Raw genomic sequence first — 25,143 nt, forward strand, 5'->3', positions numbered from 1 at the left:
GGGTAAGAAAATTCACGGACGTCGGTATTATAAATTAATGTTAGGCGCTTGTTCTGCTTCTTATACAGTAACCATGTCCAAATGTTCTTTATTATTCCCACTCAATAGTTGATGGGGGCTTCGAGCTCACATCGTAGACCACGCGATTGATGCCACGCACTTCATTAATAATCCGGTTGGAGACATGGGCCAGGAACGGGTGCGGCAGCTTGGCCCAGTCTGCGGTCATCCCGTCAACGCTGGTAACCGCACGCAGGGCGATCGTAAATTCATAAGTCCGTTCATCCCCCATGACACCGACACTTTGTACCGGTAAAAGTACCGCCAGCGCCTGCCAAACCTCGTCATACAGATCGTGTTTTCGCAGTTCACTGATGAAGATATCATCCGCCTCGCGGAGCAGGTCCAGCTTGTCCCTGGTCACATCCGAGATGATGCGGATTCCCAGGCCGGGACCCGGGAACGGGTGGCGCTTGATAAAATGATCCGGGATTCCAAGTTTACGCCCCACATTTCGAACTTCGTCCTTAAAAAGCTCCCGTACCGGTTCCACCAGGTCAAGGTTCATCTCTTCCGGGAGCCCGCCCACGTTGTGGTGCGACTTGATCGTGGCTGATGGTCCCTTGAATGAGACGCTCTCAATTACATCGGGATAGAGCGTACCCTGGGCCAGGAACTTGAATGAATTGTCGTCGCTGATCGCATCGTCAAAGACCTCAATAAAGGTGTTGCCGATGATTTTCCGTTTTTTTTCCGGGTCGAAAACTCCTTCCAGTCGATCAAGGAATTTATCAGAGGCGTCGATCCCCTTAACCGGGAGATGGAGCTTGTCTTCATAAATATCGAGCACATCCTGGAACTCGTTCTTGCGAAGGAGCCCGTTATCGACAAAAATACACTGCAGTTGATCACCGATGGCTTTGTGAACGAGCGTTGCGACTACGGTCGAGTCTACCCCGCCCGAGAGTCCACACAAGACCCGAGCGTCACCCACCTGTTCCCGGATTTCACGAATGGTCGCCTCGATAAACGATTCGGCAGTCCAGCTTCCATGCAGCTGGCAGATTTCAAAGGAAAAATTCTTTAGAATTTTCTTCCCGTAAACCGTGTGTACGACCTCCGGGTGAAACTGGACTCCGTAAATCGGTTTACGGGTGTGCCGAACGGCCGCCACCCTGGCGTTGTCGGTATGGGCGATAATTTCGTAGGCATCCGGCAGTTTTATGATATGGTCGCCGTGACTCATCCACACGATCGACTCTTCCGGGATCTCTTTGAGCAGGTCAGTGTCATCATCCACGATAAGCTCAGAACGTCCAAACTCCCTGCGGTCCGCCTGTTCTACGCTGCCGGGGATCTCATTGTGGGCCAGGATCTGCAGACCATAACAGATCCCGAGAATCGGAACCTCCCATTCGTAAATATGTGTATTAAGGGGAGGGGCATTCTCATCATTCACACTCATCGGCCCGCCGGAAAGGACGATGCCGGAAGGCACGGATTCGTCAAACAGGGTGAGATCCGCATTACAGGGATGGATTTCGCAGTATACGTTCAGCTCTCGCAGGCGACGGGCGATAAGCTGGGTGTACTGCGATCCAAAATCAAGAATTAAAATCCATTCTTCAGGTCTATGGTGCATCGGTGGGTATTCGGTATGTTCGTTAGTTGTTACCGGTTATGTTGTTGGATTGGACTCTGTTTGCCGGGTTGCTTTTTCAGTTTCTACCACTTCAAAGACGACCACGATAATGATAAAACATTGTGGCCGAATGTGCATTCTACGGAGCCCGGTGTTAAATGCCTAGAGTGTTCTTTTTCGCTTTAAAAATTCCAACGAACCAATAGCGGGTTTACAAATGATTACCAACAGGACTTTGCAAAGCATTCGAATCACCGTTCGGAGGGAGTCGTACTCCCGCTTTATGTGCTATAGAAGGTCGGTGTACAACCACCTTCCAACCAGGCATCAGGTTTGGCAAAGGCCTCTGCTAAATAATGATTTTCCTGTATTCATCCGCAGACATCAGTGCATCCAGTTGGGAGGCATCCGCCAGCTCAATTTTGAGCATCCAGCCTTTGCCATAGGGGTCGTCATTGACCTGCTCCGGCTCCGCTTCCAGTGACGCATTGATCTCGGCAATGGTCCCGTCGACAGGGGCAAAAAGTTCGGAAACCGTCTTTACAGCCTCCACCGTTCCGATGACCTCTTCCTGCTCAAACTCGAATCCTTCAGGTTCCAGCTCAACAAAAACAATGTCGCCGAGCTCACTTTGGGCGAAATCGGTGATTCCAATCGTGGCGGTTCCGTCGCCATTGTCACGAATCCATTCGTGTTCTCGGGTATATTTTAGCTCCTCGGGAAAGTCCATGTCAGTAAAGGTTAATTTTCCGGGTTAAATTTAAATTCCTTCTCCAGGTAATGGGTATTGAATGTGCCCGCCTGGAAGTTGGGGTCATCCATCAGTTGCAGGTGATAGGGGATGGTGGTTTTAACGCCCTCCACGACAAATTCTGACAGCGCGCGGCGCATCTTGTTGATGGCGTCCCGGCGTGTGGGTGCACTGACAATCAGTTTGGCGATCATCGAGTCGTAATGCGGCGGGATGCGGTAGCCGGCGTAAGCGTGGGTGTCAAGCCGCACATTGTGCCCTCCCGGGGGATGAAATACGCTGATGGTGCCGGCGGTTGGACGGAAATTGTGAGCCGGATCCTCGGCATTTATGCGGCATTCAATGGCGTGTCCCCGCATGGTCAGCGAGCGCTCTTCCAGCTTTTCACCGGCCGCTACCTTTATTTGCTCTTCCACCAGATCGTAGTCTGTAATCTCTTCCGTCACCGGGTGTTCTACCTGAATCCGGGTATTCATCTCCATAAAGTAGAAGTTGAGGTCTTTGTCGACCAAAAACTCGACCGTTCCCGCTCCTTCATAGCTTACCGAATGGGCGGCATTGACGGCCGCTTCTCCCATTTCTTCCCGAAGTTCCGGTGTCATGAGCGGAGAAGGGGACTCCTCCAGTATCTTTTGATGGCGCCGTTGCAGCGAACAGTCTCGTTCGCCCAGGTGGATCGCGTTTCCGTGCTGATCACCCAGAATCTGTATCTCCACATGGTGGGGATCCTGTACAAATTTTTCAATATATACGGCCGGATTTCCAAAAGCGGCTTCCGCTTCGTTACGACAAGTGTCAAACGCCTGTTGCAGCTTGGACTCCTCCGTAACAATGCGCATGCCGCGCCCGCCGCCGCCGGCCACCGCTTTGAGGATAACCGGGTAGCCGACCTCTTTGCAGATCGGCCGGGCTTCCTCAGGCGTTTCTACGATTCCCTCGCTGCCGGGAACCACCGGCACCCCGTTGCTGATCATTTTCTCCTTGGCCTTGGCCTTGTCTCCCATGGTGGCGATCATCTCTGGAGAAGGACCGATAAATTTAAGATCGTGTTCGGAGCAGATCCTTGAAAATTCGGCATTTTCAGACAGGAAGCCATAGCCGGGATGGATCGCCTCGGCATTGGTAATTTCTGCCGCTGCCAGGATACTTGGAATTTTCAGATAGCTGTCTTTACTGGGCGGGGGACCTATACAGACGGCCTCATCAGCAAATTTTACGTGAAGGCTGTCTTGGTCGGCCGTTGAATACACCGCAACTGTGTTAATGCCCATCTCTTTGCAGGTGCGGATAATACGAAGTGCAATTTCGCCACGATTGGCGATCAAAATTTTGTTAAACATGGATAACTATTTTGCTGTTAGCCTATGACAAATAGTGGTTGGTCGTATTCTACCGGTTCGCCGTCTTCAACGAGTATCTTTTTGACTTCCCCGGAATATTCCGACTCAATTTCGTTCATGATTTTCATCGCTTCCACGATACAGAGGGTCTGCCCCTTGTCAACGGAGCTGCCAACTTGAACAAAGGGGTCGGAGTCGGGAGATGGTGACCGGTAAAAGGTACCGACGATGGGTGATTTTACCACTTCGCCCTCGGCTTCTTTTTCGGAGTCCTGTTCCGCCGCCGCATCAGGCTGGCCGGGCTGGGGCTGGCCGGAGGATTGAGCAGACTGTGCCTGGACGGCCGCCTGTACCTGGGGCGATACTTGTTGTGGCACCGAAACCTGTTGCACGTCGCCTTTCTTTTTAACTTTTATTTTAAAATCACCTTCTTCAATAGCCACTTCGTTAACTTCACTTTCGGCTATTAAATCGAGAAGTTTTCTTATTTGATCTAAATCCATGATTAATAATTAGTTAGACTTTGCTCGTTCAATATACTCGGAAGTGCGGGTATCAACTTTGATTTCATCGCCCTCATTGATAAACAGCGGAACCTTGACGGTTGCTCCCGATTCCAGCGTGGCCGGCTTACTGCCGCCCTGGGCTGTATCGCCCCGAACACCGGGGGTTGTTTCCACCACTTTACTGACCAGATGATCCGGGGGTTCAGCGTAGAGTACATTTTCGTTGTCGGTGTCGATGACCAGCGTGCATTCCTGCCCGTCGGCAAAAAATTCCGGTTTTTTCACATTTTCTCTATTTACCGGGATCTGTTCATACGTTTCCTGGTGCATAAAATGAAACAGGGGGCCATCAGAATAGAGGAACTGGTAGGGTTGACGTTCCACACGTATTTCAAGAAGCTTTTCACCAGAACGAAAAGTCTTTTCAATGGTTTTGTCATTGACAACACCTTTCAGCTTTGTACGAATAAACGCACCGCCTTTGCCCGGTTTCACATGCTGGTAATCAACAATGGAGTAGAGTTCGTTTTCCACTTCGATGACCATTCCGGTTCTGAATTGAGATGTATCTATCTTAGCCATAAATATCTGGTTGTCAATCTTCTGTCGTGAGCCTCGGAGCAATGGTTATCGACCGCAAAATGATTTACAGCGAGGGAACCACGACTTTTTAAAGTTGGTCAAAAATAGCATGAGCGGTTAAGGATAACAAGCGTGGATTAAAACATATTTGGGAAGAGGGCACGCAGCAGGTTAAAGAGGATAACGATTGGGCAGATAATCATCACAAAAAACTTCCAGGCTTTACCCAGCAGGGTGTCTGAGAACCCCTTGTAGCCGGAGTTCAACTCTTTGAAGGCATTTTCCGTTTTCCAGACATATCCCAGGAACAGGCATATCATGATACCGCCGAGGGGGAGGCCAATCTGGCTGAATACAAGGTCCAGAAAATCGATCAGCGGCAGGTAAAACCCGATGATCAGCGAGATAAAAAGAATTCCGAGACCAATGTAGACGGCCGCAGTCTTCCGCTTTACATCGTATTCATCAATGGCGAAGGAGACCGGTACCTCCAGCAGCGAAATAGTGGAGGTCAGGGCCGCCACACTCAGCAGCAGGAAAAAAGTGCCGCCGAAAACAAGTCCGAGCAGCCCCCCCAGTTCATGAAAGAGAGCCGGCAGTACCTGGAAAATAAGTGCCGGGCCGGCCAGCAGGCTGCCGTCATCGGCAAAAATGGAGATCCCCGCGGTCTGGGCCATGTACATGGCGGGAAGGATGAGAAGCCCGGCCAGGAAGGCGATCCCGACATCGGTTATCGTTACGAGTGCCGCGGCTTCGGGAATATTTTCCTTTTTGCTGAGGTAGGAACCGTAAGTGATTAGCGCACCCATTCCCAGGGACAGGGAAAAGAATGCCTGCCCCATGGCCGCGAATATAAGTTCCGGGGTAATCATCGAAAAGTCGGGCTGCAGGTATACGGCCAGCCCCTCCGTGCTGCCAGGCTGGGTGATGGTGTACCCGATCATGATGATCAGGATCCCGATCAACAGCGGCATCATGGTTTTGGTGGCCCGCTCGATACCGTCACTGACCCCTCCCACAATGATGGAAATGGTGGCACCCATAAACAGGGTTGAAAAGATCGCGTTCAGGAGCCCGTTATTGGTATCGGCAACCCAGGTGGCCCAGTCGACAAGCCCCAGGAAAAAGAAAATCTCCTCGAAGACGTAGCTCACCGTCCATCCGGCGATCACGGTGTAGAACGAAAGTATCATGATGCCGCAAAGCACTCCCCACAGGCCAATGAGGGGATAAAATTTGTTGCTGCCCCCCAGTGCTTTAAACGCACCCACGGGATTTTTCTGGGTATGACGGCCGATAGAAAGTTCGGCCATCATAACCGGGAACCCAATGAGAAAACAGCAGATCAGGTAGATTATCAGGAACGCCCCGCCACCATTCGAGGCCGCTTCGGTCGGGAATCGCCATATGTTGCCCAAACCGACAGCCGATCCCGCAGCGGCAAGGATAAAACCGATTTTCGAATTCCAACTCCCCCTGGTACTTGCATCTGAAATAGCCAAATGAAAATCTCCTTATTTTTGGTCGCAGTTAAAATAGTGTCTTAACATTATGAACGCATCCGGGCACTACCGGCAAATCCAAATGCATTTATAAAGTGACTAAAGAAAGAATTAAACTCGAACATTTTTGAAACCGATACTCCCAATTGTCCCTTCCGGTACCCCGTCGTATTAATAACGGCGTCTGGATGTTGAATGTGTCAGGTAATCGGGCTGCCGGGTTCGGCATCCGTTTCTACGAAGCGGAGCCTCCCGTCGGCCGTTTCGGCCATTAAAATCATACCGTTGCTTTCAACCCCCATCAGGGCTTTGGGTGCCAGGTTGGCCACCACGCAGACCTTTTGTCCCACGATCTCTTCCGGGTCGAAATCGGGAGCAATGCCTGAGACGATTGTTCGCGTCTCAAAGCCGAGGTCTACCGTCAGCCTAAGCAGCTTGTCTGCTTTTTCGATAGGCCGGGCCTCGACAATCTTGCCCGCCCGTATATCGATGGCCGTAAAGTCATCGAACTCAATTTCATCCTTAAGCGGTTCGTAATCCGCCGTTTGCCCGTCTTCCGACATCTCTGCAGCGCGATCCTTCAATTTCTGCAGCTGCTGCTCGATCTGTTCATCCTCAATTTTCTGGAACAGGATTTCGCCCTGCTCCACTGCTTTACCCACTTCCATCAACTGGTCGTTCACCGCATCCCAGCCGATATCCTCCGGCAGTCCGAGCTGGTTTCTGAGTTGTGCCATCTTGCCGGGCAGAACCGGGTGGAAAAGCACCGAAAGGGCCGCGGATATCTGAAGACAGACGTGTAACGTATTAGCACAAGCCCGGGGATCCTCTTTACGGGTTTTCCACGGTTCCATCTCCGTAAAATATTTATTCCCCACGCGCGCCAGGTTCAGGGTTTCGGCAATCGCTTCACGGATTTTATAATGCTCATACTTTTCTGCAATGCTCTTTTTATGCTGTTCAATCTGGTCTAGGGCTTCCCTGTCTTTGGGAGAGGGATCTGTCAGTGCGGGAACTGTACCGTCAAAATATTTGGAGGTAAAGGATGTCGTTCGGAAGATAAAGTTTCCGAGAACATCGGCAAGCTCACTGTTGACCTTCGTTTGGAAATCGCTCCAGGAAAAGTCGGAATCTTTGGTTTCAGGCAGGATGGTACCCAGAACATACCGCAGGAGGTCGGCCTCGAACTCTTCGAGGTACTCGTTCAGCCAAACCGCCCACCCGCGGGAGGTGGAGAGCTTCTTGCCCTCCAGGTTCAGGAACTCGTTGGCCGGTACATTTTCAGGCAGCACATAATCGCCGTGTTGCATCAGCAGCATGGGAAAAATGATGCAATGAAATACGATGTTGTCTTTCCCGATAAAGTGAACCAGTTCAACCTCCTCATCCTGCCAGTACGCTTTCCAGCGTTCCGGATCGCCCTGCTGCCGGGCCCATTCTTTTGTGGCGGATATATAGCCGATGGGAGCGTCGAACCATACGTAGAGCACTTTGTCCTCGAATCCTTCCACCGGAACCGGAACGCCCCAGGTCAGGTCACGCGTCATGGCCCGGTCGCTGAGCCCGTCGTTCAGCCAGCTTTTGACCTGTCCCATTACGTTGGGTTTCCAGTTTTCGCGGGTGTCGAGCCATTCCTCCAGCTCCTGCTGGTAGTCTCCCATCGGCAGGTACAGGTGTTCGGTTTTCTTGGTAATCGGCTTGTTGCCGGTCAATGCACTTCTCGGGTCGATCAGTTCAGTGGGAGAGAGGGAGGTGCCGCACTGTTCGCACTGGTCGCCGTAGGCTTCTTCGTAGCCACAACTGGGGCAGGTGCCTTTCACATACCGGTCGGGCAGGAACATGTCTGCTTCTTCGTCATAGAGCTGTTCCTCCACCTTTTTCGTGAAGATGCCCTTCTCATACAACTTCTTGAAAATCTCCTGGGATGTCTCCCGGTGCACATCCGAGCTGGTTCGTCCGTAGTAGTCGAACGAAATCTTAAATTTCTCGAACACCCGCTTGTTCATCTCATGAAATTTGTCCACAATATCCTGCGGGGCAACGCCTTCTTTTTCTGCGGCAATGGTAATAGGCACTCCATGCTCATCGGAGCCGCAAATATAGACTACATCGGCGTTTTTAAGGCGCTTGTATCTCACAAAAAGATCGGCGGGAAGATAAGCACCTGCAATATGTCCGAGGTGAATAGGACCGTTGGCGTAGGGCAGGGCAGAGGTTACAAGAAGCTTTTTCGACATTCGCGTCAACTGTTGGATTAATAATTCGGTAGTTCAGATTGAGAGCGAAAATAACAGCTTAAATTTAAAAATCCGAAATTCGCGCCGCTTAAATCGGGTCGGGCTCAGACCGGCCGGACTCCCGGTGTTGATTCCGTCCTTTTTTAAGAGGGGGTGCAACATCTCATTATGACCACGATTTTTGCAGGAACCCGTACAGCGTTACCCCCACTGCCACGGAGACGTTCAGGGAGTGCTTGTTCCCGTACTGGGGTATATCTACAAATTGATCGATATGGGGCATAATCGTCTCATCAATGCCCGTTACCTCATTGCCGAAAACGAGGCACAGCTTTTTCTGCTCCGGCGGCTGGTAATCGGGCAGGTGGATGCTGTTGTCGGTCTGTTCGATCCCCACCAAGTGAAAACCGGCTTCCCGAAGCTGGTTAAAAAGGAATTCCGCATCCTCGAATTGCTTCCAGTCCACAAACTGTTCAGCCCCGATCGCCGTTTTGGATATTTCCGGCCGGGGCGGGGCAGGCGTAAAACCGGAAATCAGGATCTCTGAAATGCCGAACGCATCGGCACTGCGGAAAGCCGCTCCCACGTTGTGCATACTGCGCAGGTTATGCAGCAAAATTTTCAGATGTTGCATCGGCTCCGGGACCGACCGGGAGCGATTGTTCTTCAAAATCTGTTTCGTAGTAAGCTTTTTAATACTCATACAGATGGACTTTCTTGAAAGTAACGAAGGTAAAATCGTTAGCATTAATACAAATATCATAGTATTTTTAGCGCCTAACAAACTGGAAAGTACGTAAAATATTTATGTCAGCTTCGGCTGGCATTCTTTTTTTGAAGTACATTTTGAATGAAAAAGCAGAACCTCGACACCATGAGTGATAAGAATTATCTGTCCAGAGAAGGTTTCGAAAGACTGGAAGCAGAACTTAAAGATTTAAAGACCCGTGGGCGGAAAGAGATCGCCGAAGAGATTGCCGAGGCACGTGCGAAGGGTGACTTAAGCGAGAATGCCGAGTATGATGCCGCCAAAGAGGCACAGGGGATGCTTGAGAAGCGGATCTCTGAGCTTGAAAATGCACTGGCAAATGCTCGGATACTGGATGAAGATGAAATAAAAACCGACAAGGCTTATCTCCTTTCCACGGTAACAATCCACAACCACAAGACCGATAAAGAGGTTAAGTACACGCTGGTCTCCAAAGACGAGGCCAATTTCAAGGAAAACAAGATTTCGGTTGACTCTCCCATCGGCCAGGCGATTCTGGGATGCGAGATAGGCGAGGTCGTTGAGGTGGATGTGCCCGCAGGAACACTGAAATTGGAAATAAAAAACATAGAACGATAACAGATGGATATTGCCGTAATAGGTACCGGTTATGTAGGACTTGTCTCGGGCACCTGCTTTGCTGACTCGGGAAATAACGTTACATGCGTTGATATCGATGAAGAGAAGATCCAAACCCTGAAGCAGGGGGAAATACCTATTTATGAACCCGGACTGCATCGGTTATTCAGCCGCTCGATAAAAGAGGATCGCCTGCATTTTACAACTAACCTGGAGCATTCTGTCAAACAGGCGGAACTCATTTTCCTGTGTCTTCCAACACCGCCGGGCGCCGACGGACAGGCCGACCTGAGTGCCGTCCTTAAGGTGGCGGAACAGCTCGGAAACCTGATTGATGAATACAAGGTCATTGTCAACAAAAGCACGGTGCCGGTTGGCACTGCCGAGCAGGTACGCCGGCGAATTGCGGCCAACGCGACCACCGATTTTGACGTTGTCTCCAACCCCGAATTTTTGCGTGAAGGAGCCGCGGTTGAGGATTTTTTGAAGCCTGAACGAGTCGTTATCGGGACTTCCAGCAAGCGGGCAGCGGAAAAGATGGAGCTCCTGTATGAACCGTTCGTGCGCAGCGGCAACCCGATCATCGTTATGGATGAACGGAGTTCGGAGCTCACGAAATATGCTGCCAACTCTTTCCTGGCCACTAAAATTACGTTTATGAACGAGATTGCCAATATCTGTGAGCGGGTAGGGGCCAATGTCGATCACGTGCGGCGGGGTATCGGCACGGATTCCCGTATCGGCAAGCGATTCCTTTTTGCCGGCATCGGGTACGGGGGCAGCTGCTTCCCCAAAGATGTGCAGGCGATTCATCAGACCGCTTCCCAGTTCGGCTATGATTTCAAAATTCTCGATTCCGTAATGAAGATCAACGATGCACAAAAGATCTCCCTGCTCCCCAAAATGGAGAAGTTTTTCGGAACGGATGATTTTACCGGCAAAACATTTGGTATCTGGGGACTCTCTTTCAAGCCTGAAACCGATGATATCAGGGAAGCTCCGGCCCTGTATGTCACCAAGGAGCTGGTACAACGGGGGGCAAAACTAAAAGCCTATGACCCCGAGGCGATCGCTACTTTCAGGGCGGCTGCAGATGAAGAGGTGCTGGAGAACACCGATTTTGTACACGATCAAAAAGACGCGCTGCGGGGAGTGGACGCTCTCGTGATCTGCACCGAATGGAATGAGTTCCGGCGACCTTCGTTTGATAATTTCCCGAAACTGATGAAGGAAGCGGTTATCTTTGATGGTCGTAACCTTTACGATCTCAAGCGGATAGAGGATATGGATATCAAATACTTTAGCATCGGTCGCCCAACGGTTAACGTCCCTGAAATGCAACCCGACAACGCCTGATCCTTCAAAAATATGCCGCGGCTGGTAGATCTGTATCCCTACCGTTTTATAGAGGATACTCCTCAATTTTTTGTAGCAAAACGCGCGAAAAACAAAATGTATGCCGGGCAGTGGCGGATGGTCGGCGGCAAAGTAAAACCGGGAGAGACCGCCTGGCAAGCGGCTCTTCGAGAGCTTAACGAAGAGCTGAGTGTAGATCCCGAACGGTTTTGGTCACCTCCAACGTTAAATCAATTTTATGAGCCCTCGACCGATATGATACACCAGATCCCTGTTTTTGCAGCAGAATTAAACCGGGCGCCGGACATCCGGCTTAACGAGGAGCACACCCGCTATAAATGGATTACGATTGATAAAGCAGAACATTATATTTACTGGCCAGAACAGCGGAGAATATTACGGTTTATTCATGATATATTGTTGTCAAAAGCTATAATAGAAGACTGGGAAATCCCGATTCATTGATGAAAATTCCGCCTCTCGCAACGTGTTGTGCCGCCATATTTATAGGTCTATTTCTTGCCACTCCGGGCATGGCGCAAGAGACGAAAAGCTATGAGCTGCTGCCTTACCCGGATGTCTGGTACAATGACGTGGACGGTATTCGCGCAGGAGTGCGTGTGACAGGCCAGGTCCCCGGCACATTTCAGGATGGCCCCCACCGGTTGAATGCAGGGATCTGGCTCGGAACGTGGTGGCCAGAAGACCCCATATCCTACAATGTTGAATTTACCGAACCGATTCCTTCCATCTCGGGGTTCAACAGCGAGGGGAATATACGGCTTGCCAGTTCCATCAGGGCCGGATTTTCGCGTCACGGCATCCAATTTAATAAACGGTGGCAGCCGGGTTTTGACGAGCGTCAGTTTGTAACGTTTTCTGCCGGAATTACTGCACAAAAGCGCTTTGACGATTCCTATCTACTTTTCCCGCATACGTGGCAGCAGGAATGGCTGTGGCTTGGAACACTGGGATTTGAACTGAACAATGCAAACGTCCTGGGCCGCTATCAAGTCAAGGCCGATGTTAAGGCAAATATTGCGGGAGAGACTTCTCCATTTGTTTACGCGGCCGTGGAACTGAAGCAGCAGTTTTTGCTGGGGTCCGGGTTTGGACTCCATACACGCCTTTTTTCAGGGCTGGCTTCCGAAAAGACCGCACCGGAGTTTCTGTTTAGCCGCAGCTTCCGGCCGATCGTTCAGTGGAACCAGAACAGCCTGGTTCGTGCCAAAGGCACCATTCCCACCTCGTGGATGTCAACGGGTCTCTTCCAGGTAGCGGGCGGGGCGAACTTGAGAGGATACAGCGAGCAGGATATTTCTGCACTTGAAAACGGGCTGAGTCCTCTGCTGACCTCCGTGGGAGCACTCAATATCGAACTGGACTATCCCAACCCGCTCGACCGGGCAATCCGCAATATTCCGGTGATCGGTAATTTTATGAGGCTGCGTTCGTATATCTTTAATGATACCGGTACTTCACTGGGACTGACAAGCCTTGAAGAGTCTCACGTGCTTTCGGATGCAGGTCTCGGCTTTACGTTTTCCTTCAATATTCCTGATTATCTTGGCAACCCGCGGGGCCTGGTGCTTCGGTACGATCTCCCGTTGTGGGTTTCGCATCCGCAGGAAAATTCGCACTTTTCGTTTCGTCATGTCATAGGAATCGGAGCTGTTTTTACATTCTAATACCACTGCTTGAACCGTTTATTTCAATATAACCTCTTTTTCCTGGTCCTGGTCCTGGTACTGGGAGCCTGCACCAATCCGCGGTGGATGGTTAAAGATACACAGACGATCGATCCGGAGGATTACACGCTGCTTTCCTCCCGGGAGTTTCCTGCGGTATCCCAGCCGCCAACTGCAGAAGATCCTGTTCTGCACCTGCAGCTGATGTCCCAACAGCGGTATGAATTTGCACAAAAAGTTCTCATGGAGCGGTATGTACAGGACTACAAAATTCGTCCTTTTTTCTTTTCGCTGGGCGTAATGGGGGCGGCTACCGCTTTTTACCTGGCCAATTCCAATGCCGTTAACGGCATTGAGGGGCGCCTGGAAACGGTGACGCTCAATACTGTCGGTGGACTGCTGGTGCTGAGTTCGACTCTGAATTTCAAACCCGATGGGGAACCCCGCCCCACGGGAGAGGAGCGTTTTCTGCGGACATCGGGCTGGCAGATCAAAACCGATACTGCGCGGGTATCCAGCGCCGAACATGATTCGGCCACCATCAATATTTATTACAACGGGGATGCGATCACCGAACAGCAGCGTTATGGGCTCAGCAATGGCCAGATAAATGTTGATCTCGGTTCGGTGTTAAGTGCAGCAGAAATTACGGATCCGGATCCCGGCCCCGTAAATATCGAAGTCGGATACAGCGACAGCACCTACCTTTTTTCATACCCGCTGGATTCCATCCTCCGGCCGTTTGCCAGGGTGGAGACACCGGTGACAGAACTAAGAAATGCCCCCGATGAATCCATTGAAAATGTGTTGGCTGAACTCATTGAGGGAAGTCAGCTTCAAATAGTGGAAGAGGCCGGCCGGGAATGGTACAAGGTTCTGTACGGCATTTCGGATAATTTCATTGCCAGGGGAGATGTGTCTCTTGTCTGGAGAACTTCCGATTTTGCCAAAAAGAACCAGGTCGTGGCCGTTCCCACGGTTCCGTTTGGTAGAATTGATGTGGAAACGAATATCCCGATATTAAACGCATCGAATAAGCACGGTATAGGTATGCTCGTTGGTAATGAAGAATACCGGGGAAACTATACGCCCAGAAAGTATACGGGACGAGACCTGCAACTCATCGAAACCTACCTGCAGAATGCTCTGGGATATCCCTCCGACAGCATTTACCGGATGGAAGATCTGACGACCCGGCAGCCGGTAGATTCTGTCATGGCACTCATGCGTTATACAGCCACCGACAGCTCCAACATCTTTGTCTACCTGAGTGGGTATGGCGTGTTGCAGGACACACAGGGAGACTATCAACCCGCGCTGCTGCTGACTTCTGAAGACAGTACGGCACAAACGGCGATCAACCTGATTTCCCTGTATAAAACCATTGCCAGCATTCCTTCACAATCAACTGTTATCATCAACAATATCGATTTCCGCCAGTCGGCAGAAGCAATCGGTGAAGGGAGCAGCTCACTGCCGCGATTCCGGCAACCGCTTCAAAATGCGGCGATCTCCCTGGTCAATGAGAACGAAAGGCTGGCGATACTGTTTTCTTCAGAGCTGGATCAGTCGACCCACCTGTATCTGGGGAATGGGCAGGAGGATAAAAAGCACCATATCTTCCCGTATTACTTTGCAAAGGGACTTCAGCAGCGCAGGACCAACATTTCAGATCTATTTGAGTACCTGCAGCGCAATGTTTCTTACACAGCCCGCAAACTGCACGACGAGCCTGAAGATCCCATTTTTTTTGGTGATGAATCGATCAACCTTGACGGAGAATGAGTTACCTGTACCTGCTGTTAAGTGCCGGCTGCTCGCTGCTGCTCGTCCACCTGATGAAAGCCGGGGAGAGCAGAGACCAACGGATGCTCAACACATTTGCCGTCAATTACCTGGTTGCGGCACTTGTCGCTTTCAGTATCGGCGGGCTGCCCTCGCTGGAGGCAAATCTGGAACTGTTGACCAATCCGGGCTTCCTGTTTGTCGTGGCGACCGGCAGTATTTTTATTGTCAACTTCCTGGTGTACAGTAAATCGATACACCTGAACGGCATCGGAATCTCGGTTACCGCGATGCGACTATCCCTTCTGGTACCGGTACTGGTTTCGGTGTTGCTGTACAGGGAGTCGGTTACCGCGGCAACGGTTCTGGGCCTGATCCTGGTATTTGTAGCCCTGGGATTGCTGATCCCCCGGAAACGAACCATCCGGTTTAAGAAAATTGACGCCGCCTGGCTGCTGATCGTCATATTCCTGCTGACGGGCCTGGCCGACGCCTCCCTAAAAGTGTATGAAGAGGACTTCAGTCTGCAATTCAACGAATTGACATTTATGGGGATGGTCTTTTCCGTGGCATTTTTGGTGGGGTTGATCCTGATGTTTGTCCAAAAAGGACCTGCATTAAAAAAGGGAGAGGTTGTCACCGGTGTGCTGATAGGGATTCCAAACCTTTATTCAACGGTTTTTTTGATCTATGCGCTACACCAGATAGACGGTGCGATCGCATATCCCGTAGTGAATATCCTTAACGTGGCGGGAGGTACGCTGCTGGGACTTTGGATCTGGGATGACACCGTCACAAAGCTTCAGTGGTGGGGTATAGCGGCAGCCCTCGCCGCAATACTACTTTTGATTTAACCGGAAATAACGGGCATATCCCGTAAAATGGGATATGCCCGTAGAAATTACTTCCGCCTGAACGCTCCCTTGCGCTGGTTGCGTTCTTCCCGGGGGCGGGCAACATTTACTTTAAGCATGCGTCCTTCGTATTCAGCACCATCGAGCTCTTGAATAGCCGTTTGTGCTTCCTCATCCGATTCCATCTCTACAAAACCGAACCCTTTTGAACGTCTGGTATCGCGATCGGTTATTACTTTGGCGGAGGCGACAGAACCAAACTCGTCAAACAGTTCCTGCAAGTCTTCGCTGGAAACTCCATAGTCCAGATTTCCAACATATATAGTGGTCATTTTTCGAAATATTAAATTAGCAAATATTAGACATAGGATACGGCCGGGAGAACCGTCGCTGCAGTAATAAGTGAAACAACTTGGCAACCATCCGGCGAGAACCTAATCCTTTCAGGATTATGCTACGACTTTTTATAACAGGAACCTAATTAAAAATAGAGCGTCGGCCCATAAAATAAGAGTTGATATCATTGTCAATACCAGCCGAGTTTGAATCCCCAACGGCCAATATCAAAAATAAATGCGAGACCCCAGTAATAGATAAAATAGGTGCCGCCTGTGATCAGCGCGAGCCCGCTGATCAGGCGGAACCGATACGGCTTTTGAACCGCTGCTTTTCCAAGGCGATCCCCGCCGAGCCAGAGGATAATAAAGAACAAGAGGGCCATCACCGCAATTTGCCCGAGCCCCTGTACCATCATGACGCCCGCTCCATATATTGGGTTCTGAGCGCTGGCGGCATACGTGAGAAATTCCCTGAACACCGGGAAAGGCCGCCCAACGGCAAATAAACCGACAAGTGTACCAAGAAGCAGTGCCTTTGTTGTGGTCTGATTAAAAAAAGCGCGGGTTGTTGCCGAGAAACGCTGTTTTATCCGGTCCAAATAACCGAGTTCCAGCCCGCCCCATACCAGCATGATTAGACCCAGCATGGAAAATACGGCCTGTGCCTGCCCCAGGCGTACGGACCGCTGGTTTAGCACCTCGACTCCCTCGGCACCGAGGAATCCTGCAAAAATGCCGTATCCCCCGGTAATAACCAGCACGCCCGCGGTAAAGGCGCCAAATGCTTTCATTGCAGATGTTGTGCCGCTCCCGTCGGTCGAACACGCAAGTCCCGGAATCATCGCAAAGACAACACAGTTACAGGCGGTAAACGTGGCAGCCAGCCCGGCGATTGCCGCAAAGATGAACCCAAAACCACGGCCATGCTGTTCATAGCCTCCTGCCAACCGGCTGGTATCGCCGATCGTATTTCCGGCGATAACCTCTTTGCCAAAGCCATCGACAAGATGATAGTTCCAGAAACCGGCCAGTAATACGGCAAAGACGACCGCACCAAGTGTATAAGCTACCCGCTTGCTTTTCGGATAGGCGGCATGAAAATTTTGATAATTTGTCATTGTAATCCGATCATTTGTTTCGATTCAGGAACAAGTTAATATCTCAAAACCCTTATAATCTAAACAATATATATTTTTGCACAACTACCGCCGACCTGTTTTTACAGTTTGGAACCTGAATTTTTGCCTCGCAAGACAGTAGATCTCTCTTTTCATAACAATCATTTATCTCTGGTATAGACCCTTTCAATTGGTACGGACTGATCAAATTTATCATATTTGGATTGGAACAAGGAAGTTCATAAACAAAGCAGAAACAGTAGTCGTCTAAAGTTTTTGTTGCCCAACATTTTATGTATCTTTAAGCGTTTATATAGACTTAATTCAAATACGGTTTGAACGGATCGCATGAACCGTTTGTTTGCCAAACTGAATACAGAAACCAAGGAAAATCAGTAACCGACAAATTTATGAGTGAAACAGAAGCACTTGAGTCCATGGTTGGTGGTGAGTATAAATATGGCTTTACCACTGATGTGGAATATGAAGATTTCCCCACGGGCATCAATGAAGAAATTATCCGTGAGATTTCACGCCGAAAAGATGAGCCGGAATGGGTGCTTGAATTCCGCCTTGAAGCGTTTGAGAAGTGGAAGCAGATGGAAGAGCCCGACTGGCCAAATGTGAAGTACAAAAAGCCGGATTTCGATAATATCCAGTATTACTCTTCAACGAAGAAGAAAGACGGAAAGAAAAAGCCGGAAAGCCTGGATGATGTTGATCCGCAAATCCTTGAAACGTATGAAAAGCTCGGTATTCCCCTTCAGGAGCAAAAGCAGCTGCAGGGTATTGCGGTCGACGCCGTCTTTGACAGTGAGTCGATCTTCACCACATTCAAGGAAAAACTGGCTGAAGCAGGAGTTATTTTCTGCTCCATCTCCGAGGCTATTCAGGATCATCCCGAGCTTGTAAAAAAATATATGGGTACCGTGGTTCCCAAAGGTGATAATTTCTATGCCGCGTTAAATTCAGCGGTGTTTTCGGATGGGTCTTTTGTGTATGTTCCGGAAGATACGGTGTGCCCGATGGAACTCTCTACTTATTTCCGCATAAACAACATGCAATCAGGCCAGTTTGAGCGGACGCTGATCATTTGCGAAGACAACAGCCACGTTAGCTACCTGGAAGGCTGCACCGCCCCGATGTACCAGGAAAATCAGTTGCACGCTGCCGTTGTTGAGCTGGTTGCTCTTGAGAATGCTGAAATCAAGTATTCGACAATTCAAAACTGGTATTCCGGCGACGACGAGGGCAAAGGCGGAATATTCAACTTTGTAACCAAACGCGGCCAGTGCCGCGGGGACAATTCGAAAATTTCCTGGACCCAGGTTGAGACCGGTTCTGCCATAACATGGAAGTATCCGAGTGTAATTCTGTCCGGAGACAACTCTGTTGGGGAATTTTTCTCAGTCGCCGTAACCAATAAGCGCCAGCAAGCCGATACCGGGACCAAGATGATCCATATCGGGAAGAATACCAAGAGCACGATTATCTCCAAAGGTATTTCTGCCGGAGAGTCTAATAACAGCTATCGCGGGCAGGTTAAAATTAGCCCCCGTGCTGAAAATGCCCGCAACTATTCGGTCTGTGATTCGATGCTGATCGGCCAGACCTGCGGGGCTCATACATTCCCGTATATTGAGTCGGCCAATCCCACTGCAAAGGTGGAACACGAGGCCTCGACCAGCCGCGTCGGTGAAGACCAGATCTTTTATCTTCAGCAGCGCGGAATGGATGAAGACGACGCGGTAAACCTCATTGTAAACGGCTTTTGTAAAGAAGTGCTGAAAGAGCTGCCGATGGAGTTCGCTGTTGAAGCTGACAAGCTGCTTGGTATTAAACTTGAGGGCAGCGTAGGATAAAATAGCCATATCTTTTTGCTGTTAACCTGTCATTGCCAGCCAGGGAAAATCATCAGACCGATTACGAAATTTTAAACTATAACAAACTTAAAAGGAAACATATAACGTGCTAGAGATCAAAGACTTACATGTCATCGCCGAAGAGGATGGAACAAAGATCCTCAAAGGGGTGAACCTGACAATTGGAAAAGGTGAAATTCACGCCATTATGGGTCCGAACGGAAGCGGGAAGAGTACGCTTTCAAAAGTGGTAGCAGGACATGAGGCTTATGAAGTAACCCAGGGTGATATCTTTTTCGAAGGTGAAAGTATTTTAGAAATGGAAGCTGACGAACGGGCTCACCTGGGACTCTTCCTCGCATTTCAATACCCCGTGGAAGTTCCCGGGGTCACAAATTCCAACCTGCTCCGCGAGGCGTACAACACCATGGCCGAACACCGCGGGTGGGAGGAGCTGGATCCCCTGCAGTTTGAGGATTATGCTAAAGAGAAGCTGGATCTGATTGAAATGAGTCCGGAATTCCTGGAACGAAGCGTTAACGCGGGATTCTCCGGGGGAGAGAAAAAACGAAATGAAATTTTCCAGATGGCGGTGTTGAATCCCAAACTGGCGCTGCTGGATGAAACAGATTCCGGTCTTGACATAGACGCCCTGAAAATCGTAGCCAACGGCATTAATGAACTTTCAGGAGAAGAAAATTCTTTTGTGCTCGTGACCCACTATCAGCGTATACTGAATTATGTAGTCCCGGACCGGGTACACATCATGATGGATGGCAAGATTATCAAGTCCGGCGATAAAGAGCTTGCAATGAAGCTCGAAGAAGAGGGCTATGACTGGGTTGCCGAACATTCACCTGTAGCAGTAAATGGAGAATCGTAACGAGACTATGGCTAATATTACCAAAAGTAAAGATAAAGATACGTTCCTTTCTGACCTGCTGGAGTTCCAGGGGTCGCTGAATGGCAAGTCTGACTTGCTGGATGAACTGCGCCTCAAAGGGGCTGATGAGGTCCGTAATGGCCGGTTCCCGCAACCAAAAGATGAGGACTGGAGATTTATAAGCCTGAAGGAGCTCTACCAGGACAGCTACAAGGCTGCTGCCGCGCTCAAGGATCAAATTGAGCCGGTTGACTTCAGTAATTTTTTCCTCCCGGAAGCAGAAGGGTCCCGACTGGTCTTCGTAAATGGGGCTTTCTCTGCTGAACATTCGAATACGGACGCACTGCCGAAAGGGGTAAAAGCCGGTAACCTGACACAGTTTGCCGCTGACGAGGACGGGCTCATCAAAAAGCACCTGAACAAGTATGCCGATTTTGAAGGAGATATCTTCACCTCTTTCAACAACGCTTTCCTGGAGGATGGCGCTTTTGTCTATATTCCGGAAAATGTGGAGGTCGATGCCCCTGTACATCTGCTCTTTGTTCAGACCGACGCGCCTGAAAACTATTTTGTAACTCCACGCTGCCTGGTTGTGGCGGAGGAAAATTCGAAACTGAATCTGGTCGAGGATTACGTGGGGCTGGGCGACAACAAATATTTTAACTGCCCGGCTATTGAGGTAAACCTGGAAGAGGATGCTCATGTAATTCACACCCGCATTCAGCGAGACAGTGAAAAAGCGATCCACATCGGTAGAGTGGGAGCACACGTAAATCACCACTCCAACTATGAGTCTTACACCATCAATATCGGGGCCAAACTTTCCCGAAATGAGCCGCGCGTTACACAGCTGGCCGAAGAGGTTGAGTTTACCCTCGACGGTCTCGTGCTTATCGATGGAGAGCAGGTGTCTGACACCCACTCGGTCATGGATCACCGCCATGCGCATGCCGAGAGTCACCAGCTGCATAAATGTGTAATCAATGACAAGGCGCACTCTGTCTTCAACGGCAAAATTTTCGTACGCCAGCACGCGCAGAAGATCGACTCGTTCCAGGAAAACAGAAATCTGCTGCTCTCAAGAGGAGGTACGGTGAATACCAAACCTCAGCTTGAAATTTTTGCAGACGATGTCGTATGTACCCACGGCGCAACCGTTGGACAACTGGAAGAGGATGAAGTCTTTTACCTGAAAAGCCGGGGTCTGACCGAAGAAAAAGCGCGTGAACTGCTGGTATACGCTTTTGCACTTGAAACGATTGAAAATATCCCGATCGATTCCGTGCAGAAGCTCCTGGTTGATGAAGTACACAACTTCACCAATCGCCAACTCGATTCCGAACTCGTAGTATAATTCCAACATGGCTGAAGCTGTAAAGACCAAAACAGATAATACGGTCGATTTCGACAAGATCCGGAAGGATTTCCCCGTCCTGCGACAGGAGATACGGGGAAATCCCCTGGTATATCTTGACAACGCGGCTTCCAGTCAGATGCCGCAACCGGTGATTGATCGGATCAACCGGTATCACTCGGCCGAACATGCCAATGTTCACAGGGGCATCCATTCGCTGAGCCAACAGGCTACCGACGAGTTTGAGGTAACCCGGAAAAAGGTGCAGAAACTGATCAATGCCAGGCATGAGCACGAGATCGTCTACACCACCGGAACAACCGATTCTATCAACCTGGTAGCCAACAGCTTTGGTCGCCGTTTCTTTTCCGAAGGGGACCAGATCCTGGTTTCAGAAATTGAGCATCACGCGAATATCGTCTCCTGGCAACTTATAGCCGAGCAGACGGGGACTACTCTCGAGGTGGTACCGGTCAATGACGACGGCGAGCTGATCTGGGAGGAATACCTCGGGAAACTCAATGAGAAAACGGCGATTGTTGCAATCACTCACGTCTCGAACGCGCTGGGTACCATAAACCCGGTGAAAAAGATCGTGGCGGAAGCCCACAAGCGCGATATTCCGGTTCTGCTGGACGGGGCACAGGCCGCTCCACACAGCACAATCGATGTCCAGGAGATCGACTGCGATTTTTATGCTTTCTCTGCCCATAAAATGTGCGGTCCCACCGGCTTTGGCATCCTGTACGGCAAGGAGAAATGGCTGGAGGAGATCCCACCTTTCAGGGGCGGAGGGGAGATGATCGACAAGGTGACGTTTGAGAAAACGACGTGGAATCGCCTGCCCTACAAGTTTGAGACGGGGACCCCGCCTATTGCGGCCGGTATCGGGTTCAGCTCCGCTATCGATTATCTAAACAATATTGGCATGGAACAGATCGCCGCACGTGAGCAGGAATTGCTGGAGTACGGTACTGAACAGCTGCTGAATATTGAAGGACTCAGAATTATCGGCACGGCCACAGAAAAGGCTTCTGTGCTCTCTTTTGTTTTCGAGGATATCCATGCCACTGATATCGGCACTATACTGGACCAGCAGGGAATTGCCATTCGAACCGGTCATCACTGTGCCCAGCCCACCATGCGACGATTCAATGTACCGGCTACGGCCCGAGCTTCTCTCAGTTTCTACAACAACGAGGAGGATATCGACCGGCTGGTACAGGGGATCAAAAAAGCGAAAGAATTGTTTGCCTGACCGAATATTCCGTTTTTAAGGAAATGTTTTTCTATTTATATTCGTTCTAAATAAACGAGCGAAAGACTAACTAACCAACTTCAGTTATGCCAAAGATCAAAGAAATAGAGCGTACACCCAATCCGGATGCGATGCGTTTCGTATTGGACGAACCGCTTACCAACGGGGTCACAAAATCGTTTGAAAATGCCGATGAGGCAAAAGAGGACGAACTGGCTGATGCGCTTTTTGCCATCGATCATGTGCTTAACGTCTATTACGTAGATAAATATGTGACCGTAACACAGGATGGCAAAGCGGTTTGGTCGGAACTTCTACGCAAATTGGCACCCCCGATCCGCGAGGCCAATACCCAGCTGGATGCGACCGAGGATGAAGAGGTGCACGCCACCAAAGAGGTCCAGGAAAGTGACGATCCCCGCCTGGTTCAGATTAATGAAATGCTGGATGACCAGGTGCGACCGTATCTTCTGGCTGATGGCGGTGGACTCAAAATTCTGGGGCTCGACGGAAACCGCCTCAAAGTTCACTACCAAGGGGCCTGCGGTACGTGCCCGACGGCTACTTCCGGTACCTTATATGCCATCGAAAGCATGGTAAAGCGTATTGATCCGGAAATTGAAGTGGTTTCGGTCTAGCCATTATTTGTTCCCCTGCCTGGCGATATGACTGGATAAATAAATGACGAGGTGTAAACATTATGTCTATCTCTGTTAGTGAACGCGCTGCGAATCGCATTAATGAAATACGCGAAGAGCAGAACATCGCCAACGATGCACTGTTGCGTGTTGGCGTGGTAAGCGGCGGCTGTTCAGGACTTACTTATGAGCTGGATTTTGATACCAGTCCTTCTGAAGAGGATGAGAAGGAGAAATTCTTTGAAGACAAGGGAATCCGGCTTGTTGTTGACATGCGCAGTTTCCTCTACCTCTCCGGTACCACCCTCGACTTCACGGAAGGCCTGAACGGGGAGGGCTTTCACTTTCACAACCCAAACGCATCTCGCACCTGCTCCTGCGGTGAATCCTTTTCAATATAAAAACGGAGTCATCAATTTATGGCGACTGCTGAAGGCGAAATTGTCAACAAGGTCAAGAAATCAAAAAAGCTTGTTACCATAGATCTGCAAAAATATTATGATGACACCCCGGTTGTCGAGCTTGATCTCAAAGACTTTTTATTTAAGGGACTGATCCTGAAAGAAGACTATTTCAGAGAAAAGCTGGAAGTGCACGAATGGACACAATATAAAGGGCAGTACCTGGCCGTCTACTGCTCTGAAGATGCTATCATTACCCGTTGGGCCTATATGCTCATCGCTGTATACGCAGCTCCCCACGCCAAAGATATTTTTGAAGGCCGGGAAGCGGACCTCCTTTTTGAACTCTACCGCAGGAGACTCGATGAGGTAGAGTGGTCAAAATATGAAGACAAGTTTGTGCTTCTCAAAGGATGCAGTGATAAGCCGGTGCCGGAAAGCGTGTACCTTCATGCCACCAAAAAACTCCTTCCTCACGTGGCCAAACTGATGTATGGCGAAGCCTGCTCCAACGTTCCTGTATACCGAAAACAGTAGCCTTTCTCGCTATTTTCTTAGAATACATACAGTAGCCAATTCCAGCAACGATTACCCATAAAATTATGTTAAAAGGAGTGGCAAGTCCGGATACCGGATATTAATGAAACGCTCAAGACTGTTTCTCCGGCTTTTCACTGCCTGAGAAAGAATATCAGGCAAATCGGAGCAAACCGTTTAACTATCTTTCCAACAGTGATAAACAGGGATTATGGAGACTGCCAATGAACAACTTCCGCTGTCAAAAACGGCCATAGCAGCTTTAATCTTTTCAACCGTGGGAGTGCTGGCCTTTCTTATGTCCGGTTATGGATACCAGTGGGGATGGTGGGGACTGTTCACCTCATTCCGTATTTTACTGCCGGGAGGTGCTATCCTCGGGTTATTGGGACTGATCCTGGCTTTCGCATATCCTTTTACCAACAGGGGAGACAAACCCGGTACACGGGGCAAGGGCCTGGCCTATTCTGCCGCTTTTTTAGGCCTTCTGGTCGTCGCGAATTTTGGATATTGGTTTTACCAGGCCCAGCAGTATCCACCGATTCATGACATAACCACCGATATACAAAATCCCCCTGAATTTAAGGCGGTGGTACCATTGCGGGCAGACGCCCCGAATGATATCGAATACGGGGGAGAAGAGGTGGCCAAGCTTCAAAAAGAGCACTACCCGGATATCGAGACGCTGATTTTACAGGTTCCATACCCCGGGGCGTTTGAACGCGCGCTGCAGGTCGCCCGGTCTACTTCGTGGGAAATCGTGGGGTACTCTGAGCAGGAGGGACGGATTGAAGCAACTCACACACTACCGTGGTATGGCTTCAAGGATGATGTGGTTATCCGGGTGGATACGGCAGATTCGGATTCCACGGCCAGTAAAATTGATGTTCGATCGGTTTCTCGTATCGGCCGGGGAGATATTGGTGTGAATGCGCACAGGATTCGGGATTACCTGCAGCGGTTGCAGTAGTGTTCAACCGATCACCGATAATTTCGTGCGCAGTTTATGTTCAGTCGTTTGGGGTAGCCTGCATTTATCACGATAATTTTTGATGAAATTATGTACCCTAATGGCAGGCAGTATCTTGCATCATATTTTACAGACATTGTATGTAACAGGGTGTAACGTGCCGCGATATTTGCCCTCCAGCTGCGTTAAAGGG

Annotated in this window: 24 protein-coding genes; 14 read left to right on the forward strand and 10 right to left on the reverse strand. The window is 49.9% G+C overall.

Annotated features, from left to right (window positions below):
- Positions 1 to 91: 91 nt before the first annotated feature.
- The 8 genes from guaA to ACG2E4_RS08190 all read right to left on the reverse strand — a co-directional run bounded on the left by guaA (position 92) and on the right by ACG2E4_RS08190 (position 9,263).
- Complete coding sequence (guaA, locus tag ACG2E4_RS08155) at positions 92 to 1,642, reverse strand: glutamine-hydrolyzing GMP synthase (protein WP_395276233.1); 1,551 nt, start codon at positions 1,640 to 1,642, stop codon at positions 92 to 94.
- 349 nt (positions 1,643 to 1,991) lie between these two features.
- Positions 1,992 to 2,372: a glycine cleavage system protein GcvH gene (gcvH, locus tag ACG2E4_RS08160; protein ID WP_395259795.1), complete on the reverse strand. Its 381-nt coding sequence runs from the start codon at positions 2,370 to 2,372 to the stop codon at positions 1,992 to 1,994.
- Positions 2,373 to 2,383: 11 nt separating this feature from the next.
- Complete coding sequence (gene accC, locus ACG2E4_RS08165; RefSeq protein ID WP_395276234.1) at positions 2,384 to 3,733, reverse strand: acetyl-CoA carboxylase biotin carboxylase subunit; 1,350 nt, start codon at positions 3,731 to 3,733, stop codon at positions 2,384 to 2,386.
- 17 nt (positions 3,734 to 3,750) lie between these two features.
- On the reverse strand, positions 3,751 to 4,236 hold the full coding sequence (gene accB, locus ACG2E4_RS08170) for an acetyl-CoA carboxylase biotin carboxyl carrier protein (protein WP_395276235.1): 486 nt from the start codon (positions 4,234 to 4,236) through the stop codon (positions 3,751 to 3,753).
- Positions 4,237 to 4,245: 9 nt separating this feature from the next.
- Positions 4,246 to 4,821, reverse strand: coding sequence for an elongation factor P (gene efp, locus ACG2E4_RS08175; protein ID WP_395259792.1), 576 nt, complete (start codon positions 4,819 to 4,821; stop codon positions 4,246 to 4,248).
- 137 nt (positions 4,822 to 4,958) lie between these two features.
- On the reverse strand, positions 4,959 to 6,323 hold the full coding sequence (locus tag ACG2E4_RS08180; RefSeq protein WP_395259791.1) for a sodium-dependent transporter: 1,365 nt from the start codon (positions 6,321 to 6,323) through the stop codon (positions 4,959 to 4,961).
- Positions 6,324 to 6,523: 200 nt separating this feature from the next.
- On the reverse strand, positions 6,524 to 8,560 hold the full coding sequence (gene metG / locus ACG2E4_RS08185; RefSeq protein WP_395276236.1) for a methionine--tRNA ligase: 2,037 nt from the start codon (positions 8,558 to 8,560) through the stop codon (positions 6,524 to 6,526).
- 166 nt (positions 8,561 to 8,726) lie between these two features.
- Positions 8,727 to 9,263, reverse strand: coding sequence for an RNA methyltransferase (locus ACG2E4_RS08190; RefSeq protein ID WP_395259789.1), 537 nt, complete (start codon positions 9,261 to 9,263; stop codon positions 8,727 to 8,729).
- Positions 9,264 to 9,410: 147 nt separating this feature from the next.
- Between ACG2E4_RS08190 and greA the strand changes: the two genes are divergently transcribed.
- The 6 genes from greA to ACG2E4_RS08220 are packed head-to-tail and all read left to right on the forward strand — an operon-like array spanning position 9,411 to position 15,591.
- On the forward strand, positions 9,411 to 9,908 hold the full coding sequence (gene greA, locus ACG2E4_RS08195) for a transcription elongation factor GreA (protein WP_395259788.1): 498 nt from the start codon (positions 9,411 to 9,413) through the stop codon (positions 9,906 to 9,908).
- Positions 9,909 to 9,911: 3 nt separating this feature from the next.
- Positions 9,912 to 11,264 carry a UDP-glucose dehydrogenase family protein gene (locus tag ACG2E4_RS08200; RefSeq protein WP_395259787.1) on the forward strand — a complete coding sequence of 451 codons (1,353 nt, stop codon included), beginning with the start codon at positions 9,912 to 9,914 and terminating at the stop codon, positions 11,262 to 11,264.
- Positions 11,265 to 11,276: 12 nt separating this feature from the next.
- Positions 11,277 to 11,729 (forward strand): NUDIX domain-containing protein, encoded by a 453-nt coding sequence (locus ACG2E4_RS08205; protein WP_395259786.1) that lies wholly within the window; start codon positions 11,277 to 11,279, stop codon positions 11,727 to 11,729.
- The gene (locus ACG2E4_RS08210) at positions 11,729 to 12,952 is read left to right on the forward strand and encodes a hypothetical protein (RefSeq protein ID WP_395276237.1); all 1,224 of its coding nucleotides are present in this window, start codon (positions 11,729 to 11,731) and stop codon (positions 12,950 to 12,952) included. Before ACG2E4_RS08205 ends, ACG2E4_RS08210 begins: the two co-directional genes overlap by 1 nt.
- Before the next feature lie 9 nt (positions 12,953 to 12,961).
- Positions 12,962 to 14,737, forward strand: coding sequence for a caspase family protein (locus tag ACG2E4_RS08215; RefSeq protein WP_395259784.1), 1,776 nt, complete (start codon positions 12,962 to 12,964; stop codon positions 14,735 to 14,737).
- Positions 14,734 to 15,591 carry a hypothetical protein gene (locus tag ACG2E4_RS08220; protein ID WP_395276238.1) on the forward strand — a complete coding sequence of 286 codons (858 nt, stop codon included), beginning with the start codon at positions 14,734 to 14,736 and terminating at the stop codon, positions 15,589 to 15,591. Before ACG2E4_RS08215 ends, ACG2E4_RS08220 begins: the two co-directional genes overlap by 4 nt.
- Positions 15,592 to 15,638: 47 nt before the next feature.
- Here the strand turns inward: ACG2E4_RS08220 and ACG2E4_RS08225 are convergent, their stop codons facing one another.
- Together ACG2E4_RS08225 and ACG2E4_RS08230 are read right to left on the reverse strand one after the other, a co-directional pair.
- Positions 15,639 to 15,923 carry an RNA recognition motif domain-containing protein gene (locus ACG2E4_RS08225; protein WP_395259782.1) on the reverse strand — a complete coding sequence of 95 codons (285 nt, stop codon included), beginning with the start codon at positions 15,921 to 15,923 and terminating at the stop codon, positions 15,639 to 15,641.
- A gap of 194 nt (positions 15,924 to 16,117) precedes the next feature.
- Positions 16,118 to 17,047 (reverse strand): hypothetical protein, encoded by a 930-nt coding sequence (locus ACG2E4_RS08230; RefSeq protein ID WP_395276239.1) that lies wholly within the window; start codon positions 17,045 to 17,047, stop codon positions 16,118 to 16,120.
- A gap of 410 nt (positions 17,048 to 17,457) precedes the next feature.
- Here ACG2E4_RS08230 and sufB point away from each other — a divergent pair, with 410 nt between their 5' ends.
- From sufB to ACG2E4_RS08270, 8 genes are all read left to right on the forward strand, one after another.
- Positions 17,458 to 18,909: a Fe-S cluster assembly protein SufB gene (sufB, locus tag ACG2E4_RS08235; protein ID WP_395259780.1), complete on the forward strand. Its 1,452-nt coding sequence runs from the start codon at positions 17,458 to 17,460 to the stop codon at positions 18,907 to 18,909.
- Positions 18,910 to 19,015: 106 nt separating this feature from the next.
- Positions 19,016 to 19,792, forward strand: a complete 777-nt coding sequence (gene sufC, locus ACG2E4_RS08240) for a Fe-S cluster assembly ATPase SufC (RefSeq protein ID WP_395259779.1) — start codon at positions 19,016 to 19,018, stop codon at positions 19,790 to 19,792.
- Positions 19,793 to 19,799: 7 nt separating this feature from the next.
- Positions 19,800 to 21,146, forward strand: coding sequence for a Fe-S cluster assembly protein SufD (sufD, locus tag ACG2E4_RS08245; protein ID WP_395276240.1), 1,347 nt, complete (start codon positions 19,800 to 19,802; stop codon positions 21,144 to 21,146).
- Between the two features lie 7 nt (positions 21,147 to 21,153).
- On the forward strand, positions 21,154 to 22,404 hold the full coding sequence (locus ACG2E4_RS08250) for a cysteine desulfurase (protein WP_395259777.1): 1,251 nt from the start codon (positions 21,154 to 21,156) through the stop codon (positions 22,402 to 22,404).
- Between the two features lie 86 nt (positions 22,405 to 22,490).
- A complete protein-coding gene (locus ACG2E4_RS08255; protein ID WP_395259776.1) occupies positions 22,491 to 23,042 on the forward strand; it encodes a NifU family protein in 552 nt (183 codons plus the stop codon).
- A gap of 62 nt (positions 23,043 to 23,104) precedes the next feature.
- Positions 23,105 to 23,443 (forward strand): HesB/IscA family protein, encoded by a 339-nt coding sequence (locus ACG2E4_RS08260; RefSeq protein WP_395259775.1) that lies wholly within the window; start codon positions 23,105 to 23,107, stop codon positions 23,441 to 23,443.
- Between the two features lie 18 nt (positions 23,444 to 23,461).
- Entirely contained in the window at positions 23,462 to 23,980 is a 519-nt protein-coding gene (locus ACG2E4_RS08265; RefSeq protein WP_395259774.1) for a DUF2480 family protein, read from the forward strand.
- Between the two features lie 211 nt (positions 23,981 to 24,191).
- Positions 24,192 to 24,950: a DUF1499 domain-containing protein gene (locus tag ACG2E4_RS08270; RefSeq protein ID WP_395276241.1), complete on the forward strand. Its 759-nt coding sequence runs from the start codon at positions 24,192 to 24,194 to the stop codon at positions 24,948 to 24,950.
- Positions 24,951 to 25,143 lie beyond the last annotated feature (193 nt).

This window comes from Halalkalibaculum sp. DA384 (genome assembly GCF_043951955.1).
GTDB lineage: Bacteria > Bacteroidota > Rhodothermia > Balneolales > Balneolaceae > JAMQKA01.

Excerpts from the sequence above, each read along its gene's own strand:
- ACG2E4_RS08190 (WP_395259789.1), bottom strand. The coding sequence starts at position 9,263 with ATGAGTATTAAAAAGCTTACTACGAAACAGATTTTGAAGAACAATCGC.
- ACG2E4_RS08220 (WP_395276238.1), top strand. The coding sequence starts at position 14,734 with ATGAGTTACCTGTACCTGCTGTTAAGTGCCGGCTGCTCGCTGCTGCTC.
- ACG2E4_RS08230 (WP_395276239.1), bottom strand. The coding sequence starts at position 17,047 with ATGACAAATTATCAAAATTTTCATGCCGCCTATCCGAAAAGCAAGCGG.
- guaA (WP_395276233.1), bottom strand. The coding sequence starts at position 1,642 with ATGCACCATAGACCTGAAGAATGGATTTTAATTCTTGATTTTGGATCG.
- ACG2E4_RS08265 (WP_395259774.1), top strand. The coding sequence starts at position 23,462 with ATGGCGACTGCTGAAGGCGAAATTGTCAACAAGGTCAAGAAATCAAAA.
- ACG2E4_RS08205 (WP_395259786.1), top strand. The coding sequence starts at position 11,277 with ATGCCGCGGCTGGTAGATCTGTATCCCTACCGTTTTATAGAGGATACT.
- ACG2E4_RS08270 (WP_395276241.1), top strand. The coding sequence starts at position 24,192 with ATGGAGACTGCCAATGAACAACTTCCGCTGTCAAAAACGGCCATAGCA.
- gcvH (WP_395259795.1), bottom strand. The coding sequence starts at position 2,372 with ATGGACTTTCCCGAGGAGCTAAAATATACCCGAGAACACGAATGGATT.
- greA (WP_395259788.1), top strand. The coding sequence starts at position 9,411 with ATGAAAAAGCAGAACCTCGACACCATGAGTGATAAGAATTATCTGTCC.
- efp (WP_395259792.1), bottom strand. The coding sequence starts at position 4,821 with ATGGCTAAGATAGATACATCTCAATTCAGAACCGGAATGGTCATCGAA.
- ACG2E4_RS08250 (WP_395259777.1), top strand. The coding sequence starts at position 21,154 with ATGGCTGAAGCTGTAAAGACCAAAACAGATAATACGGTCGATTTCGAC.
- metG (WP_395276236.1), bottom strand. The coding sequence starts at position 8,560 with ATGTCGAAAAAGCTTCTTGTAACCTCTGCCCTGCCCTACGCCAACGGT.
- ACG2E4_RS08225 (WP_395259782.1), bottom strand. The coding sequence starts at position 15,923 with ATGACCACTATATATGTTGGAAATCTGGACTATGGAGTTTCCAGCGAA.
- sufD (WP_395276240.1), top strand. The coding sequence starts at position 19,800 with ATGGCTAATATTACCAAAAGTAAAGATAAAGATACGTTCCTTTCTGAC.
- ACG2E4_RS08255 (WP_395259776.1), top strand. The coding sequence starts at position 22,491 with ATGCCAAAGATCAAAGAAATAGAGCGTACACCCAATCCGGATGCGATG.
- ACG2E4_RS08260 (WP_395259775.1), top strand. The coding sequence starts at position 23,105 with ATGTCTATCTCTGTTAGTGAACGCGCTGCGAATCGCATTAATGAAATA.
- ACG2E4_RS08200 (WP_395259787.1), top strand. The coding sequence starts at position 9,912 with ATGGATATTGCCGTAATAGGTACCGGTTATGTAGGACTTGTCTCGGGC.
- ACG2E4_RS08210 (WP_395276237.1), top strand. The coding sequence starts at position 11,729 with ATGAAAATTCCGCCTCTCGCAACGTGTTGTGCCGCCATATTTATAGGT.
- accB (WP_395276235.1), bottom strand. The coding sequence starts at position 4,236 with ATGGATTTAGATCAAATAAGAAAACTTCTCGATTTAATAGCCGAAAGT.
- sufB (WP_395259780.1), top strand. The coding sequence starts at position 17,458 with ATGAGTGAAACAGAAGCACTTGAGTCCATGGTTGGTGGTGAGTATAAA.
- accC (WP_395276234.1), bottom strand. The coding sequence starts at position 3,733 with ATGTTTAACAAAATTTTGATCGCCAATCGTGGCGAAATTGCACTTCGT.